This is a genomic window from Nocardioides caldifontis, assembly GCF_008087345.1.
GTDB classification, from domain to species: domain Bacteria; phylum Actinomycetota; class Actinomycetes; order Propionibacteriales; family Nocardioidaceae; genus Marmoricola_A; species Marmoricola_A caldifontis.
In genome coordinates this window covers 131,680-148,138 of record NZ_ML701737.1, presented here as the reverse complement: position 1 = coordinate 148,138, position 16,459 = coordinate 131,680, and the positions used below count along the sequence as shown (strand labels likewise).

13 protein-coding genes are annotated in these 16,459 nt (G+C 73.3%); all 13 read left to right on the top strand.

Features of this window, described 5'->3' with window-relative positions:
• Positions 1–52 precede the first annotated feature (52 nt).
• The 13 genes from FIP57_RS06390 (at position 53) to FIP57_RS06330 (ending at position 16,397) form a co-directional block, all read left to right on the top strand.
• Positions 53–1,201 carry a hypothetical protein gene (locus FIP57_RS06390; protein WP_148572701.1) on the top strand — a complete coding sequence of 383 codons (1,149 nt, stop codon included), beginning with the start codon at positions 53–55 and terminating at the stop codon, positions 1,199–1,201.
• Complete coding sequence (locus tag FIP57_RS06385; protein WP_148572700.1) at positions 1,198–2,346, top strand: hypothetical protein; 1,149 nt, start codon at positions 1,198–1,200, stop codon at positions 2,344–2,346. The genes FIP57_RS06390 and FIP57_RS06385 overlap by 4 nt, the downstream gene beginning before the upstream one ends.
• A gap of 10 nt (positions 2,347–2,356) precedes the next feature.
• Entirely contained in the window at positions 2,357–2,719 is a 363-nt protein-coding gene (locus tag FIP57_RS06380; RefSeq protein WP_148572699.1) for a hypothetical protein, read from the top strand.
• 146 nt (positions 2,720–2,865) lie between these two features.
• Entirely contained in the window at positions 2,866–4,245 is a 1,380-nt protein-coding gene (locus tag FIP57_RS06375) for a phospholipase D-like domain-containing protein (RefSeq protein ID WP_148572698.1), read from the top strand.
• Between the two features lie 164 nt (positions 4,246–4,409).
• Positions 4,410–6,635: an RCC1 domain-containing protein gene (locus tag FIP57_RS06370; RefSeq protein ID WP_148572697.1), complete on the top strand. Its 2,226-nt coding sequence runs from the start codon at positions 4,410–4,412 to the stop codon at positions 6,633–6,635.
• A 46-nt stretch (positions 6,636–6,681) separates the two neighbouring features.
• Positions 6,682–7,869 (top strand): endonuclease/exonuclease/phosphatase family protein, encoded by a 1,188-nt coding sequence (locus FIP57_RS06365; protein ID WP_148572696.1) that lies wholly within the window; start codon positions 6,682–6,684, stop codon positions 7,867–7,869.
• Between the two features lie 37 nt (positions 7,870–7,906).
• Entirely contained in the window at positions 7,907–9,451 is a 1,545-nt protein-coding gene (locus FIP57_RS06360) for a LicD family protein (protein WP_148572695.1), read from the top strand.
• Positions 9,444–10,745, top strand: a complete 1,302-nt coding sequence (locus tag FIP57_RS06355) for a DUF6752 domain-containing protein (protein ID WP_148572694.1) — start codon at positions 9,444–9,446, stop codon at positions 10,743–10,745. The genes FIP57_RS06360 and FIP57_RS06355 overlap by 8 nt, the downstream gene beginning before the upstream one ends.
• Positions 10,742–11,014: a hypothetical protein gene (locus FIP57_RS06350; RefSeq protein WP_148572693.1), complete on the top strand. Its 273-nt coding sequence runs from the start codon at positions 10,742–10,744 to the stop codon at positions 11,012–11,014. The genes FIP57_RS06355 and FIP57_RS06350 overlap by 4 nt, the downstream gene beginning before the upstream one ends.
• The gene (locus tag FIP57_RS06345; protein ID WP_148572692.1) at positions 11,014–12,090 is read left to right on the top strand and encodes a hypothetical protein; all 1,077 of its coding nucleotides are present in this window, start codon (positions 11,014–11,016) and stop codon (positions 12,088–12,090) included. The genes FIP57_RS06350 and FIP57_RS06345 overlap by 1 nt, the downstream gene beginning before the upstream one ends.
• Positions 12,087–13,010, top strand: a complete 924-nt coding sequence (locus FIP57_RS06340; protein ID WP_148572691.1) for a glycosyltransferase family 2 protein — start codon at positions 12,087–12,089, stop codon at positions 13,008–13,010. Before FIP57_RS06345 ends, FIP57_RS06340 begins: the two co-directional genes overlap by 4 nt.
• Before the next feature lie 92 nt (positions 13,011–13,102).
• Positions 13,103–14,173 carry a glycosyltransferase family 2 protein gene (locus tag FIP57_RS06335; RefSeq protein WP_238993325.1) on the top strand — a complete coding sequence of 357 codons (1,071 nt, stop codon included), beginning with the start codon at positions 13,103–13,105 and terminating at the stop codon, positions 14,171–14,173.
• On the top strand, positions 14,166–16,397 hold the full coding sequence (locus FIP57_RS06330; RefSeq protein WP_148572690.1) for a hypothetical protein: 2,232 nt from the start codon (positions 14,166–14,168) through the stop codon (positions 16,395–16,397). Before FIP57_RS06335 ends, FIP57_RS06330 begins: the two co-directional genes overlap by 8 nt.
• The last annotated feature ends 62 nt before the right edge of the window (positions 16,398–16,459 follow it).

Here is a 16,459-nt window from a genome sequence, read left to right as displayed (position 1 = left end):
CCGGCGCCACCGGCAGCGGCTCGGGGGTGCCGCGGGACTACGCTGACGCCCGATGTCCGCGCCGACGCCAGCCCAGCGACTCTTCCTCCACGTGGGGCTGCCCAAGAGCGGCACCACGTACCTCCAGGGGCTGCTCGCGAACAACCGGCCGGCGCTGAAGGAGAACGGCTTCATCTACCCGTTCATCCGGGCCGAGTGCATGTTCCACGCCGCCGTCGAGCTGCGCGGGCTGCACGGGCGGTGGCGGCTGGACCGTGACGTCGTCGACGGCACCTGGCAGAAGCTGCTCGACCGGATCCGCGGGTTCGGCGGCACCGGGATCATCAGCCACGAGCTGTTCGCCGGAGCGCGTGAGGACGCCGTCGAGCGGGTCGTCCGGGACACCCGCGACCTCGAGGTGCACCTCGTGGTCACCGCGCGCGACCTCACCCGCCAGGCCAGCGCGTTCTGGCAGGAGGCGGTGAAGAACGGCAACCCCTGGTCGTTCGCGGAGTTCGCCGACCGGATGCTCACCGAGCCCCCGCCGGTCGCCGAGGAGGGGACCTTCTGGCGGCAGCAGGACCTCGGCGCGGTGCTCCGCCGCTGGGCCCCGGTCGCGGCCCCCGAGCACGTCCACCTGGTCACCGTGCCGCGCACCGGCGGCGACCGCACCGCGCTCTGGCGCCGGTTCGCGGACGCGCTCGGCCTCGACCCCGCCGCGCTGGACCCGGGGCTGGCCCGGTCGGCCAACGAGTCCCTGGGGACCGCCGAGATCGCGCTGCTCCGGCAGGTCCTGCTCGCCCTCGACGGCCGGCTCCGCGAGCCGCACTACGCCCACGTGGTCAAACGGTTCTTCTCCCAGCGGGTGCTGTCGCAGTTCGAGTCGGCGCGGCCGGTGACCCCGGAGGACGTGCGGCTCCGGCTCGACGCCGTCGTCGAGGGGTGGGCGGCGCTGGTCGCCGAGCGGGGCCACCGGGTCCACGGCGACCTCGACGAGCTCCGACCGGCCGCTGCTCCGGCGGGGGCGCCCGACCCCGACGACGTACGCCCGGAGGAGCTGGTGGCCAACGTGCCCGGCATCATCGCCGAGATGCTCGTCGAGATCGCCACCCTGCGGACGCAGGTCGAGGGCCCCAAGCGGCTCCCGCCCCTGCCCGACGCCCCGTCAGCCGCCGCACCCGACGCGCCGCCAGCCGCCGCCCCGACCCCGGACCCCGCATGAGCGCCGCACCCCGCCGGGTCTACCTGCACATCGGGCTGCCCAAGACCGGCACGACCTTCCTCCAGGAGCTCCTCGAGGCGAACCGGCCGCTGCTCGCCGAGCAGGGGCTGCTCTACCCGCTGCCCTACCGGGAGGCGATGTTCCACGGGGCGATCGAGCTGCGCGGCACCTACGAGAAGTGGGGGCTGACCGAGAAGCAGGTCAGCGGCGCCTGGGAACGGGTCTGCGCGCCGGCGCGGGCGCACCCGGGCTCGTCGCTGATCAGCCACGAGAACCTCAGCGCGATGAGGCCCGACCAGGTCGACGCGGCGCTGCTCGCACTGTCCGGGCTCGAGGTGCACGTCGTGGTGACCGTGCGCGACCTCGGCCGCCAGATCCCCGCCGGCTGGCAGGAGGGGGTCAAGAGCGGCAGCAGCGCCAGCTACGAGCGGTTCACGTCCCAGCTCCTCACCGACCTCGACTCGGGCGAGCGCAACCACCGGTTCTGGCGGATGCAGGACCTGCCGGCAGTGCTGGCCCCCTGGGTCGACCGGGTCGGAGCCGACCGGATCCACGTCGTCACCTGCCCGCCGCGTGGTGCGGACCCGTGGGAGCTGTGGCGCCGGTTCGCGGAGGCGGTCGGGCTCGACCCCGCGCGTACCCCCGAGCGGAGCCGGGTGCGGACCAACGAGTCGCTCGGGGTCGCCGCGATCGCGCTGCTGCGCGACGTCAACGACGACCTCCGCGGCCGGCTCGACCCGCTGTCCTACCGGATGGTGGTCAAGCGCGGCCTCGCGCAGCGGATGCTCCCCGCGCACGTCTCCCGACGCCCGACCTCGCCGTCGGGGCCGCTCCACGACCACGTCGACGCGCTCGCGCGGGAGTGGGTCGACTACGTGCGGCGGTCCGGGTTCGCCGTCCACGGTGAGCTCGAGGACCTGGTGCCCAGCCCGCCCCCGGAGGGGGAGGAGGGGCCCGACGTGGTCACCGAAGCCGAGAAGTACGACGCTGCGCGGCTCGCGGTCGCCGAGCTGGTGCAGGAGATCGCCCGCCTCCAGGCCCGCTACGAGTCCAGCAGGTCGGTCCGGGCGGGGCGGCTCCTCCGCCGGCTGGTCGGCCGCGGCACCCCCCGTGAGGCGGCCGGCGAGGACGACCCCGCGGGCTAGACTCCGCCCCATGAGCCGCCTGCGCACCGCCACCGCACTGCTGGCCGCGCCCCTGCTGCTGGTGGCGCTGGCCGCCTGCGGCGAGGACGAGGGCGACGGGGCCGACGGCGCGTCGGAGACCACGGAGTCGCCGACCGGTGCCGCGGCCTCCTGCGAGGAGGTCTGGGGCGGCGAGAAGCTCCCCGACCCCTACGAGGGGTGCACCGAGGACGGCACGGTGGTCGCCGCGGTGACCCAGGAGTGCAGCTCGGGCCAGGTCATCGTGACCTACGACGACCGCTACTACGCCGTCCCGGGCGGGCCCGTCAACGACGTGGGGTCGCTCGCGGAGAGCAAGCAGTACCACAAGGCCTTGCGCCAGTGCACCGCCTGAGTGACCCTGAGGTGGGACCCGTGTGACTGGTGTGACTCGCCGGTCGCACTGGCTGATGTCCGAAAAGGACATCTTGGTCAGGTAGGCTGCCGCGGTCCCGGCCGCTCCTCGAGCGCCCGTACACCGATCTGGGGGGTACCACCCGCATGACTTCTCACTCCGTCCGTTCGCCGCTGTCCTCCCGCAAGGGGTGGGCGGTCGTGGCGACCCTGGTCCTCGCGCTGTCGCTGCTGCCGTTCGCCGGCGGCGCGACCCGCGCGGACGCCGCACCCAAGGACGCGCCGAAGTCGGCGCCGGACAGCTACACCCCGAGGTTCGGGGTGAAGTTCAACCAGCCGCTCGGCGGCAAGAAGCAGAAGAAGGTGATCGTCCGCCACCTCGCGCGGACCATCAACTCCGCTCCGCCGCGCTCGACGATCCGGATCGTCTCCTGGAACATCAAGAGCACCCAGTTCGTCCAGGCCTTGCTCAAGGCCCACCGCCGGGGGGTCGGCGTGCGGGTCCTGATGGCGAAGTCGATGGGCGAGCGGCAGCGCAAGAGCGGCGCCTACTGGACCCTCAAGCGTGGGCTCGACACCCGCAACAAGAAGCGGCCGCCGGCGCTCCGCTCCTACATGCGCGGGTGCAAGGCCTCCTGCCGCGGCTACGGCGGCATCGCGCACACGAAGATGTACCTGTTCTCGCACGCCGGCAACGCGAAGAACGTGGTGATGATCGGCTCCGCGAACTTCACCGCGGTCGCCGCGATCAGCCAGTGGAACGACATGTTCACGGTGACGAACCGCCCGCGGCTGTTCCAGAAGGCCGAGGCGATCTTCCACGAGATGGCGAAGGACAAGAAGGCCGCGAAGCCCTACCAGCAGTTCGTCGCCGGCAAGGACCTCCAGGCCTGGTGGTACCCCTATCGCGGCAAGAACGCGAAGGGCGACCCGATCGTCAACGTCCTCAAGCGCGTGAGGTGCAAGGGCGCCACCGGCGGCGCCGGGCGCAACGGCCGCACCGTCATCCGCGTCGGTCAGACCGGTCTCCTCGGTGACCCGGGCGCCCGCATCGCCCGCAAGCTGCAGCAGCTGCGGAAGCAGGGGTGCAACATCCGGGTCCTGACCGCGGTCTCCGACCGGCAGGTCAAGCCGAAGCTCGCCGGCCTGGCGTGGCGGTTCTACACCCAGGACACCACCGGTGACGGCGTCTACGACCGCTACATCCACATGAAGGTGCTGACCATCAACGGCGTGTGGGGCGCGCAGCGCAACGCCCGGCTGACGATCAACGGCACCGCCAACTGGAGCCCGAAGGCACTCAACAGCGACGAGGCCGGCTTCAAGGTGTTCCGCGGTGACATCACGCGGAAGTACGAGAGGTGGATCGACAAGCTGTACAACAACCCGCCGCGCAACGCGAGCCGCACGGCCAGCACGATGCGGGTGGAGAACGTGCGGGTCACCAACGACGGCCGGGTCCTCAGCCGGGCCGTGCTGCCGAACGGCAAGGTGGTCAACCCCTACGCGAAGGTGCAGCTGCACTGACCCGGGCCCAGCTCGCGCACTGACGCCGCCGTCCTCCGGGACGGCGGCGTCACTGCTTTTCGGAGGTCCCTACGGGATTGTGCGTTTTGCCCCGCACGCCCCATCTGTCTCCCTAGGATCAACGCGTTCGTAGCGGCGCGGCACCCGGGTAGAGCGGAGACCTCATGCAATCCTTCAAGGTTGCTGCCGCCAGTGTCCTGGCCGTGGTCTCGGCGTTCGCCGGACCGCACCTCCAGCCCGCCGCCCCGACCACGGTGACCTCGGCGGCCACCGGCACGGTCACGACCGCGTCGAAGGGGGCCGGCTGCGCCCAGGTGCTCCTCGTTGGCGTCCCTGGGAACGGCGAGAAGGGACGGCCGCGTGCCGGCTCGCTCGGCCGCACCCTGGACGTGGTCGGCGACGCCTACCGCGGGGCCGCGGCCACCGGCGGGCGCTCGGTCGAGACCCGGGTGGTGACCCGGGTGGTCACCCGCACCACGAAGTCGGCGCTCACGCTCGCCGCCCCGCGGCGCCACCGGCTCCCCGCGGTCCGCGCGGTGAAGAAGGGCAAGGTGCGTGCCTGGCGCGGCGACGTCGCCGGAGGTGTGCGATCGACGATCGCCCTGCTCGACTCCGCCGCCACCCGCTGCCCCGACCAGCAGCTGGTGCTCACCGGCTACTCCCAGGGCGCGATGGTCGTCCACCGGACGCTCGTCGCCATGCGCAACCGGCCCGAGCACCTCGACCGGCTCGCCTCCGTCGTCCTCGTCGGCGACGGCGACCGCGCGGCCCGGACCGCCGCCTCCGCGGTCGGCGACCGGAAGGGGCAGGGGGTCTCCTCCCGCTTCCTCGGCCAGCAGCCCGACGTGCCGCCGGCCGGCACCCGGGTGCAGACCTTCCAGGTCTGCCTTGCCGGTGACGTGGTCTGCGACCTCGGCCGCACCAGGTTCCGTGCCGCGGCCCGCCGCCACGGCCGTTACGACGTCGGAGCGGCACGTGCGTCCCTCGCCCGCGTCGGGCGGCAGGCGTTCACCCGCACCAGCCGGTGGCCCGTCGTGACGCCGACCGGCAAGGTCCAGGCCACGGTCGGCGCCCCGCTGGAGCTCGCCCTCCCGGTGCAGGTGCACCCCGCCGAGCGGGGACGGCTGGTGGTCGCCGACCTCACCGGCCTGCCGGACGGCGTCACGGCCGGCTCCGGGGCGACGGTCGTCGGCACCCCCACGACCGCGGGCAGCTACGAGGTCGGCTTCACCGTCCGCAACCAGCGCAGCCCGTTCGACCGTCCGGTCACCGGCACCCTGGCCGTCGTCGTCGTGGAGCCCACGCCGCTCGACCCGGTGTCCTCCGCCCGGACGGTCAGCGCGGGCGCGTCGGCGAGCTGCGAGATCCGGCCTGCCGGCACCGCCTGGTGCTGGGGCGACAACGACTACGGGCAGCTCGGCGACGGGACGACGAAGGACCGGCTCTCCCCGGTTCGGGTCGGCTCCTGGTCCGACTGGACCCACATCAGCACCAGCGGCACGACCACCTGCGGCGTCCGGGCCGGCGGCGCGGCGTACTGCTGGGGGCTGGGGAAGTGGGGCCAGCTCGGCTCGGGTGCCCGCACCAACAGCTCGGTCCCGGTGAAGGTGGTCGGCGGCGGGAAGTACCGCACGGTCGAGTCCGGCTACTTCACCACCTGCGGCATCCGGCTCAACGGCGCCCTGTGGTGCTGGGGCAACAACGAGCGCGGCCAGCTCGGCAACGACGCGGTCAAGAACCGCCAGCGCCCGGTCCGGGTCGCCGACGGCGGTGCCACCTGGCAGTCGGTCTCCGTGGGCGCCTGGCACGTCTGCGCCGTCCGGTCCGACGGGTCCGCCTGGTGCTGGGGGCAGAGCTGGCAGGGCGAGCTCGGCGTCGCCGGCAACGTGCGGAAGAACGTGCCGTTCCGGATCGGCGCCGCCACGGACTGGAGGGCCGTCGAGGCGTCCTGGCAGCACACCTGCGGGCTCCGGGCCGACGGGTCGGCCTGGTGCTGGGGGCGCAACGACCGCGGGCAGCTCGGTGACGGGACCACCCGGGACCGTACGGCGCCGACCCGTGTCCAGGGAGCGGCGGTGTTCCGCCGGATCAGCCTCGGCGACACCCAGACCTGCGCGATCGACGACGCCCAGGCGCTCTGGTGCTGGGGGTTCAACCGCTACGGCCAGCTGGCGAACGGGTCGACCGCGAGCACGAAGGTTCCGGTCGCGGCTGCCGATACCTACCGTTGGACGGAGGTCGACGCCGGCTGGCTCCACGGCTGCGGCGTGACCACCACGGGCACCCGTGGCTGCTGGGGAAGCAACGACCAGGGCCAGATCGGCGACGGTTCCGTAACCGATCGGCGTGGCGCGACGTTGACCCGGGTAGGGACGGGGGCGGGAGCATGACGACGCGGGAGGACCGGACGCACCAGCGGCCGGCCGGGAGGAACCAGTGAAGAGCCTGCCCAAGTGGATGCAGCTCAACGGTGCGACGACGGCGGTGACCCTCGTCGCCGCGGGCGGCATGCTGTTCGCGATCAGCCCCGAGACCGTCGTCACCGCCTTCGACTCCGGCCCGGCCGCCACCGCGCCCGCCACCCCCGGCACCGCGGTCGCCGCGGCCCCCGCCGAGGACGAGCCCGTCGAGGAGGAGCCGGTCGAGGACGGCACTGCTGCCGGTGACACCACCGACACCCGCGCGAAGGACGCCGCCGGCCAGGAGACCGGCGGTGAGACCGGTGGTGAGTCCGACGACGCCGGCTCGCTGGGTGGCTCGGGGGGCGGCGGGAGCGCGGGGGAGGAGCCCCAGGAGCCGATCACCCCGGAGGACCTCGAGGACTCGGGGCTGCTCCGCCAGGAGGTCGAGTCCCGGATCCAGTCGATGCGCACCACCGCCGCCACCGGCGCGCCGTACGACTTCATGCTGACGCAGTTCAACATCCTCGGCAGCAACCACACCCGGCCCGGCTCCAACGCCGACCACTTCGCCCCCGGCGGGGTGCGCACCGAGTGGGCGGTCAGCTACCTCGAGCGGTGGGGCTCCGACATCATCGGGTTCTCCGAGATCCAGAAGGACCAGCTCGCGGTCTTCCAGCGGTCGACCGGCGGCGCGTTCGACGCCTGGCCAGGCACGGCGCTCGGCGGCGTCGGCGTCCCGCAGACCGTGGTGTGGCGCAAGAGCATGTTCACCGCGACCGCCAAGGAGTCGGTGACGATCCCCTTCATGGGCCAGCGGCGCCCCCAGCCGGTCGTGCGGCTCAAGCACAACGAGACCGGTCGCGAGCTCTGGGTCGTCAACGTCCACAACGCCCCGCGGGGCCGCGAGGCCGAGCGCGACCAGGCGATGGCGCTCGAACTCGCAGTGATCAATGAGCTGAGGAAGACCGGCCTCCCGGTACTGTTCGTGGGCGACATGAACGAGAAGGAGGAGATCTTCTGTGCCGTGACGGGCAGGACCGATCTCTACTCCCCTCGCGGTGGGAGCCGCGGCGGCGCCTGCAAGCCGCCGAAGGGGATGCGGGTCGACTGGATCTTCGGCTCCAGCGACGTGCAGTTCACCGGCTACACCGACGAGAAGACCGCCGAGGTACGCCGGATCACCGACCACGGCGTGCTGCACTCCCGGGTGACCGTCCCCTGACCATGTCCGGCGGCCTCCCGCGGAGGGGAGGCGACCGGTGACGACGCGCGCCGCCACCGCGGACGAGCGCGGGCTCCACCTCCACGAGCCGCTCCGCGGGCTGACCGAGGTGCTGTTCGACGGCACCCCCGTCTGGTCCTTCCTGGCGCCTGAGCCCGCGGCCCCCTCGGAGGAGCCAGCCGCGCCGACGTTCGTGCCCTGGCCCAAGAACCTCACCCCCTACCTCGACGGGGTCGCCGAGGTGGCCCTGCGCAACGAGGGGCGCACCCTCGAGCTCGGCGAGCTCCGGTTCCGCAGCGGCGAGGGACGGATCCGCTTCGTCGACCGCCACGGGCTGCCGATCGTCATCGACAAGTGGGGGATCATCCAGCGGCCGTTCGCCGGCCGGGGCAGCGGCACCACCGCCACGATGCTCGACTACGCCGAGCGGATCGTCACGGTCCTCCAGCGCGACTGCGGGCTCGAGCCCTGGCTCGCCTTCGGCACGCTGCTCGGGGCGGTGCGCGAGGGCGGCGTGATCGCCCACGACTCCGACATCGACCTGGCGTTCCTCAGCGACGCCGAGAGCCCGGCCGGCGTCGCCCGTGACATGTTCCGGGCCGGGCGCGCGCTGACCCGGGCCGGGCTCGAGGTCATCCACAAGACCGGTTCGTTCCTGACCGTCGTCTTCGACGCCCCCGACGGGGCTGGCGCGAGCATCGACGTCTACGCCTGCTTCTACGTCGACGACCTGGTCCACGAGACCGCCACCGTCCGGGCGCCGCTGCCCCGGGAGAAGTTCCTCCCGCTCGGCACCCTCGAGTTCGAGGGGCGCCCGTTCCCGGTGCCGGCCGACCCCGACGCGGTGCTGACCCTCTCCTACGGTCCCTCGTGGCGCGTGCCCGACCCGTCGTTCCGCCACGAGCCGGGGCCCGAGATCGTGCACCGGTTCGACCAGTGGTTCGGCAACACGATGGTGCAGCGCCGTGCCTGGGAGGTCTTCTGGCGCGACCTCCGCGACCCGGCCACCCAGCACCCGTCGCCGTTCGCCCGGTGGGTGCTGCCACGGCTGCCGGAGCACGCCCTGGTCATCGACCTCGGCGCCGGCTCCGGCCAGGACGCCCGGCTCTTCGCCGAGTCCGGCCACCGGGCGGTCGCGCTCGACTACGCCCGCGGCTCCTACCGCGGCCTCCAGGCGAAGCAGGTCAAGCACCTGATCGCCGACCACCTCAACCTGTACGACGCCCGCGACACCGTCACCCGGGCGGCGATCCTGGTCCGCCGGCGCGGGCCGCGGGTGGTCTACTCGCGCGGGCTCCTCGACGCCCTCGCGCCGGCCGGCGTCGAGAACTTCTGGAGGTTCCTCGGGATGGTCGTCCGCGGCGGCGGGTCGGCGTACCTCGAGTTCGCCGAGGAGGCGGCAGAGGGCCAGGGCGGGCTGCGGTTCCCCGTCGACCCCGACGAGGTGGTGGCCCGGCTCCAGGGGCTCGGCGGCACGGTGGTCGAGCGCCACTGCGAGGTGGTCCCGCCGGAGCAGGGGAGGATGCGGTGGCGGATCGGTGCCACCTGGGCACCGGGGCACGGAAAGGCGACTGATGACTGACCGGGTGTACCTCCACGTCGGGGCACCGAAGTCCGGCACGACGTACCTCCAGCGGATCCTCGACGGCAACCGTCAGGTGCTCGCCGACGCCGGCGTGCTCGTGGTGGGGGAGCGGCACGTGGACCGGGTGCACGCCGGGATGGCGGTGCGCGAGGACCCGCGGCTGGAGAACCTCCCGCCGCGGGCCGTCCAGGCCTGGAAGCGGCTCACCGCCGAGATCCGGGCGTGGCAGGGGAGCTCGGCGGTGCTCAGCTACGAGCTGTTCGCCGGTGCCTCCGCCGAGCAGGTCACCGCGGCGCTCGCCGACCTCGACGGGCTCGAGGTGCACGTCGTCATCACCACCCGGGACCTCGCCCGGGCGGTCCCGTCCGCCTGGCAGGAGCGGCTCAAGTTCGCGCTCACCACCCCGCTCGAGTCGTGGGTCCCGCGGCCGGAGTCCGACGGCCCGCGTGCGGAGTGGGGCTGGCGGACGATGGACCCCGCCGGCGTCGCCGCCCGCTGGGGCGCGACCCTGCCGCCCGAGCGGGTGCACGTCGTCACCGTCCCCCGCGACGGCGCGGCCACCGAGCTGTGGCACCGGTTCGCGCGGGCCTGCGGGATCGACGGCGTGCTGGTCGACCTCCACGTCCCGCAGGTCAACGAGTCGCTCGGGGTCGTCGCCGCCGAGCTGCTGCGGCGGGTCAACGAGCGGCTCCCCGAGGAGCTCGGCACCAACCGCGAGCAGGCCCGCTGGCTCCGCGACGTGCTCGCCCACCGGGTGCTCACCCTCGTCGACGACGAGCCGATCGGGATCACCGACGACCAGTTCGCCGCCGCGGTGGAGCGGAGCGAGGAGGCCGCGGCCCGGATCCGCGAGGCCGGGTACGACGTCGTCGGCGACCTCGACGACATCCGGGCCACCCGACGGGAAGCACGCACCCCGGGCGACGTCACCTCCGACGAGCTCGTGGACGTCGCGGTCGATGCCGTCGTCCGGCTGCTGCTGACGGTGCGCGAGGAGGCGACCACCTCCGTCGAGGGCGGCGGGGACGCCGCGGCGCCCCTCGGGCGTGGGTGGCGGGCCCGTGCCAAGCGGCTGGTCAAGGCGGCCGCGGTCGACCGGGTCGACCGGGAGCTCGTGGAGGCGCAGCGCCGGATCGCCGCCCTCGAGGAGCAGCTCGCGGCCAGCCGCCGTGTCCAGCTCCGCATCGCGGTGCTCGAGGACCTCGTCGCCGAGCTCCTCGTGCCGACGGGGCTGCGCGACGAGCAGGAGCTCCGCGAGGCGATCCGCCGCTACCGGCAGGAGTCGCTGTGAGCGGGGGGCGTGGTTTCGACAAGCTCGACCACCTCGACAAGCTCGACCACCTCGACCACCGCGGACTGGGCGCGCGGCTCGCGAGGATCGGTGGGGTCGAGGCCGTCCGGGAGCTCTGTGAAAGGCTTGACCTGCTCGAGCCCGCCGTCGCGGAGGACCGCACCTTGGTGGAGCTCGCCGAGCAGCGGCTCGCGGGGGTGGAGGCCGCCCTGGTGACGAAGGTCGCGGAGGCCCTGGAGGCTCCCGCGGAGGAGGAGGAGAACGGCTGATGGCCAACCGCGTCGTGCTGCACATCGGTGCGATGAAGTCGGGCACCAGCTTCCTGCAGAACGTCCTCGGCGACAACCGGGACGAGCTCGCGCGGCAGGGGTTCTGCTTCCCCGGGAAGCGCTGGCGGCGCCAGGTCAGCGCCGTCCGCGACGTCTCCGAGCGCGGGCTCCCCGGCCAGCCGCCGCTCGCCGAGGACGGTCCGTGGAACCAGCTGGTCCGCGAGGTCGACGCCTGGGACGGCACTGCGCTGGTCTCGATGGAGTTCCTCGGGCCCCGGATGCCACCGAAGATCGAGCAGATCGTCAGCTCGTTCTCCACCGACCGGGTGGAGGCCGTGATGACCGTCCGCGACCTCGCCCGCTCCGTCCCGGCCATGTGGCAGGAGGCGATGCAGAACGCCGGCGTCTCCGGCTGGGAGGACTACCTCGAGGCGGTCCGCACCGAGAACCGCAAGCACCCGGGCGGCCGCAACTTCTGGCGCCACCAGGCGACCGGCGCGATCGCCGACCGCTGGTCCAAGGGCGTCGGCAAGGACCGGTTCACGCTGGTCACCGTGCCGCCACCGGGCGCGCCGCCCACGCTGCTGTGGGAGCGGTTCGCCCAGGCCGTCGGGCTGGACCCGGAGCCGTTCGACCTCGCCACCCGGCGCAGCAACCCGTCGATCGGCGCGGCGTCGGCGCTCGTGCTCCGCGCGCTCAACGAGCGGCTCGCCGACGACCCGCTGCCGCGCAACATCTACAGCCGCTACGTCAAGCACGCGCTCGCCAAGGAGGGGCTCGCCCGCCGCGAGGCGGACGACCCGATGTTCGGCATCGACGAGCCGTGGGTGGCGAAGTTCGCCGAGCGGGAGGTGCGCCGGCTCCGCAAGCTCGACCTCCGCGTGATCGGCTCCCTCGACGACCTCGCCCCGCGGCCCGTCCGCGGCGTCCCCGCCGGCAGCGTGACGACCGAGCAGCAGCTCGAGGCGGCGCTCGACGGGCTGGCGCGCGTCGTCCGGCTCTGGGCGACGCCGAAGCGCAAGGGCGTCGACGCGCTCGACGACCCCGAGGGGTACGACGACGGGGACGACGCGTGATCTTCCGCCGCCGGCAGGCCGACGACGCCACCGAGGCGGGGCGGCTGCCGCGGGTCGCCGTGCTGACGATGGTCCGCGACGAGGGCGTCATGCTGCCGCGCTGGATCGCGCACTACTCCGCCCAGGTGGGCGTCGACGCGCTCGTCGTCATCGACGACAACAGCTCCGACGGCTCCACCGACGACCTGCCCTGCACGGTGCTCCGCATCCCGCCGCTCGAGGTCAAGGGGTTCGAGCCGGCGCGGATGGGGCTCGCGAGCGGCATCGCCCAGGGGCTGCTCAACGCCTACGACGCGGTGCTGCTCGCCGACGCCGACGAGTTCGTGGTCGCCGACCCGGCGAAGTACCCCACCATCCGCCACCTCCTCGCCGACCGCCCGGACCGTGACGTCCTGGGGGTCACGACGCTCAACGTGATCCACGACGTGGCGCACGAGCCGCCGCTGCGCCCCGACGAGCCGCTGCTCGCGCAGCGCAGGCTGGCGAAGTTCATCCCGCTGATGTGCAAGCCGTCGCTCAAGCGGGTGCCGGCGGCGTGGGCGCACGCCTCGCACGGGATCTTCGCGCCGTACACCGTCGACCCCGACCTGTGGATGTTCCACTTCAAGTTCGCCGACCGGGACCTGCTCCAGGCCACCGCGGACCACCGGCGGCGGATGGTCGAGATGGACGGCCGGGCGCGGAGCACCAGCTGGCGGCAGGGCGGCGACGTGATGGTCGAGCTCCTCGACCGGATCAACGCCGGCATCGTCCGCGACGAGGTCCGGGAGTTCTCCCCGCCGGTCCGGAAGCTCGCGAAGATCGTCGAGCCGGACAAGGAGCGCAAGGGCATGTTCCGCGCCACCGGCCAGGGGCAGATCGCGGCGATGGAGAACCAGCCCGTGGTCGCCGTGCCGGAGCGGTTCCGCACCACCGTCTGAGCCGCGTCCGGGCGCGCGGCGCGCCCGCCGGGGGCCTGCCCGGCCCGCTTGCAACAATGAGCGGGCTCGCAGGTGTCGTACGGATTGGGGCGATGGTGGGTCTCTCGGTCGTCGTGCCGTGCTTCAACGAGGAGGACGTGCTCGAACAGCTCGTCACCGTCCTCCGGGCGGAGCTGGGCGCGATCACCGACGAGTTCGAGGTGCTCCTCGTCGACGACGGCAGCCGCGACCGCACCCTGGAGCTGATGCGGGCGGCGCACGAGCAGGACCCGCGGTTCCGCTACCTCGCCCTGAGCCGCAACTTCGGCAAGGAGGCGGCGATGCTGGCCGGGCTGACGCAGGCCCGTCACGAGGCGGTCGCGATCCTCGACGCCGACCTCCAGCACCCGCCCGAGCTGCTGGCGAAGATGCTGCCGCTGCTCGACCAGGGCTACGAGCAGGTCGTCGCCCGGCGCACCCGCAAGGGCGACGCGGTCGCGCGGACGCTGCTGTCCCGCGCGTACTACCGGATGATGAACCGGCTCGTCGACGTCGAGCTCGAGGACGGTGTCGGCGACTTCCGGGTGCTCAGCCGCAAGGCGGTGCGGGCGGTGCTCGCGCTCGGCGAGTACAACCGGTTCTCCAAGGGGCTCTTCGCCTGGATCGGCTTCCCCACGGCGGTCATCGACTACGAGAACGTCGCCCGCGGCTCCGGCGCGACCAAGTGGACGATGCGCGCGCTCGTCGACTACGGCATCGACGGCGTGCTGTCGTTCAACAACCGGCCGCTGCGGCTTGCGATCTACCTCGGGGCGCTGGCGACCAGCGTCGCCGTCGGTTATGCGCTGTGGGTGCTGGTCGACGCGATCCTCTTCGGCAACCCGGCCGAGGGCTACGTGACGATCATCTGCGCGGTCGTCGGGCTGGGGGGCATCCAGATGATGGTGCTGGGCGTGCTGGGGGAGTACCTCGGCCGGATCTACGCCGAGACCAAACGGCGGCCGCACTTCCTGCTGCGGGAGAGCAGCGAGGGCGCGGCGACCCCCGTCGCGGTGCTGCTCGGCCCCGAGCACGAGCAGTTCGCCGTCGCCGACCAGATCCAGCTGCGGAGCCAGCAGCAGGCCGTCCGCGAGGTCCTGGACGAGGCCGGGCGCCAGACCGGGCACGAGGGCCGGGATGGCTGAACCCGACCTCGGTCCGCCGCGCGAGCCGCTGCGGACCCGGGTGCTGTGGCCGCTGGGCGTCTGCGTCGTCACCGCCCTGTCCGCCTTGGTCCCGCTCCTGGGCAGCCGCACCTTCTACATGCGCGGTGACACCGCGGCGCAGTTCGCGCCGACCTGGTTCCACCTCGGCGAGCTGGTCCGCGACGGCCACTGGCCGCCGGTGATGGACCCCGGCTCCTGGGCCGGCGGCAACTACGCCGGGGAGGCGCTGTTCGGTGTCTACAACCCGCTCGACGCGCTCGTCTGGGTGCTGGTCTCGCTCGGCGGCGACCTTTTGGTCTCCGTGACCGCGGTGAAGATCGCCTTCATCACCGCGCTCGCGCTCGGCACCTACCTCCTCGCGCGGGACCACGGCGCGGCGCGGTGGGCGGCCGCGGTGGTCGCGACCGCCTTGCCGTTCAGCGGGTTCACCCTGTTCTGGGACGCCGGCTCCTGGGTCTCCGGACTCATCGCCTTCGCCTACGCGCCCTGGGTGTGGTGGACGTTCCGCCGCGCGCTGCACGGCACCCTCAACCCGTTGTGGGCGTTCCTCGCCGGCGCGCTCGCCGTCACCCACGGCAACCCCTACGGCACCCTGGCGGTCGTCGTCCTCGGCTTTGGCCTGCTCGTCGAGGGGGTCGCCACCCGCCGTTGGTGGGGCACCGCCCGGCTCGCCGCGGTGGGCGTCTGCGTCGCCGCGTTCCTCCCGCTCGTCTACCTCCCGCTGATGGAGGCGGTCGACCTCGCCTACCGCGTCGAGGGGCCGCTGGTCTACAACACCGGCAAGCTCCGCCCCGAGCTCGGCGACCTGCTCGGGCTCAGCGCGCCCACCTTCGTCCCCGGCATCACCTCGGTCACGGGCCCCTCGCAGGTGCCGGTGACCTACCTCGCGTGGTTCGTCGTCCCGCTGCTGCCGTGGTTCCGCTACCGCCGGCTGGTCGCCGTCGGGGGCGGCGCCGCGCGGGGGCTCACGGGGCTGGCGGTCATCACCACGGCGTACCTCCTGCTGACCTTGGCGCCCTCCAAGCTGTGGTTCTTCCGCTGGCCGCTGCGGCTGGTGGAGTACCTCCACCTCGGGCTCCTCGTCGTCGTCGCGCTGCTGCTGACGGCGGGGCTGGCCCGCGACCACTGGCGGCAGCGCGCGCTCGGCAGCGCCGCCCTGGTCGCGTTCACCGCCTGGCTCACCTGGGCGCAGGACCCGCGCTCGTCGGCCGCGGCGTACGGCGGGACGCTGATGCTCGTCGTGCTGGTGGCCGTCGTGCTCGCCTGGCACCGCTGGGGTCCGCGCTCGGAGCTGCTGCTCGCCGGGGTCCTCGTCGGTGGCACCCTCGGGGTGCTCGCCGGCCAGGTGGTCGTCTTCGGCGAGAACGCCGGGTCGCGGCCCTGGTACTTCCCCTCCGACGTCGGGGTCCTCGAGGCGCGGTTCGCCGACCGGGCCCCCGAGGAGGCCGGGCTGGTGCTGCAGCTCGCCGACCTCAAGCAGCTGCAGAAGCAAGGCCCGCGGGTCCTCCGCCGGAGCTGGGAGGAGTACCTCGCCGGCTCGATGTACCACGTGGCCGGCGTCGAGGCGGTCAACAGCTACACCGGCATGGGGCTCGAGCGGTTCACCGACCGGCTCTGCATGGCCTACGACGGGCTCACCAAGAAGTGCGGCTACGAGCGGATCTGGAAGCCGCTCACCGACGGTGGCCCACCGCTGGTCGACCTGATGAAGGTCGACACCGTGGTCGTCCAGCCGAAGCTCGCCGTCGGCATCACCCAGCCCGAGGGGTGGACCGCGGAGCCCGAGCCCGGCGGGACGCTGCTGGTCACCCGCGACGAGCCGCACCCGTGGCCGGACAGCCGGCTCAGCCAGGTCCCCGACGGCGGCGAGGTCGGCACCGCGGAGACGGTCGGGCTGACCGGGGAGCGCGTCGAGCTGGAGTCGACCGGCGCCGGCGGCGACGTGGTCTTCGGCACGCTGGGGTGGCCGGGCTACGAGGCCACCTTCGACGGCCGGCCCGCCGAGGTCCGCCGCAACCAGGCGGGGCTGCTCACGGTCGCCCTGCCCGCGGACGCGTCGGGGACGCTCGAGCTCTCCTACACCGCCCCCGGCGCCCGGATCGGCGCGGCGGGTGCGGCTGCCGGGACGCTCGGCGCGGTGCTGCTCGGTGGGCTCGCCTGGTGGGGCGGTCGGCGGCGTCGGCGTACTGCCGTGGACGGGTGAAATCGCTCATAGCCGCGTGCAGCGCCGGGTGCGTACGATCCACCGACGCTGAGGACCGGTGG

Bases quoted from the DNA above. Each gene is read 5' to 3' on its own strand.
- FIP57_RS06380 (WP_148572699.1), top strand. From the start codon at position 2,357: ATGAGCCGCCTGCGCACCGCCACCGCACTGCTGGCCGCGCCCCTGCTG.
- FIP57_RS06335 (WP_238993325.1), top strand. From the start codon at position 13,103: ATGGTGGGTCTCTCGGTCGTCGTGCCGTGCTTCAACGAGGAGGACGTG.
- FIP57_RS06345 (WP_148572692.1), top strand. From the start codon at position 11,014: ATGGCCAACCGCGTCGTGCTGCACATCGGTGCGATGAAGTCGGGCACC.
- FIP57_RS06370 (WP_148572697.1), top strand. From the start codon at position 4,410: ATGCAATCCTTCAAGGTTGCTGCCGCCAGTGTCCTGGCCGTGGTCTCG.
- FIP57_RS06330 (WP_148572690.1), top strand. From the start codon at position 14,166: ATGGCTGAACCCGACCTCGGTCCGCCGCGCGAGCCGCTGCGGACCCGG.
- FIP57_RS06375 (WP_148572698.1), top strand. From the start codon at position 2,866: ATGACTTCTCACTCCGTCCGTTCGCCGCTGTCCTCCCGCAAGGGGTGG.
- FIP57_RS06355 (WP_148572694.1), top strand. From the start codon at position 9,444: ATGACTGACCGGGTGTACCTCCACGTCGGGGCACCGAAGTCCGGCACG.
- FIP57_RS06385 (WP_148572700.1), top strand. From the start codon at position 1,198: ATGAGCGCCGCACCCCGCCGGGTCTACCTGCACATCGGGCTGCCCAAG.
- FIP57_RS06390 (WP_148572701.1), top strand. From the start codon at position 53: ATGTCCGCGCCGACGCCAGCCCAGCGACTCTTCCTCCACGTGGGGCTG.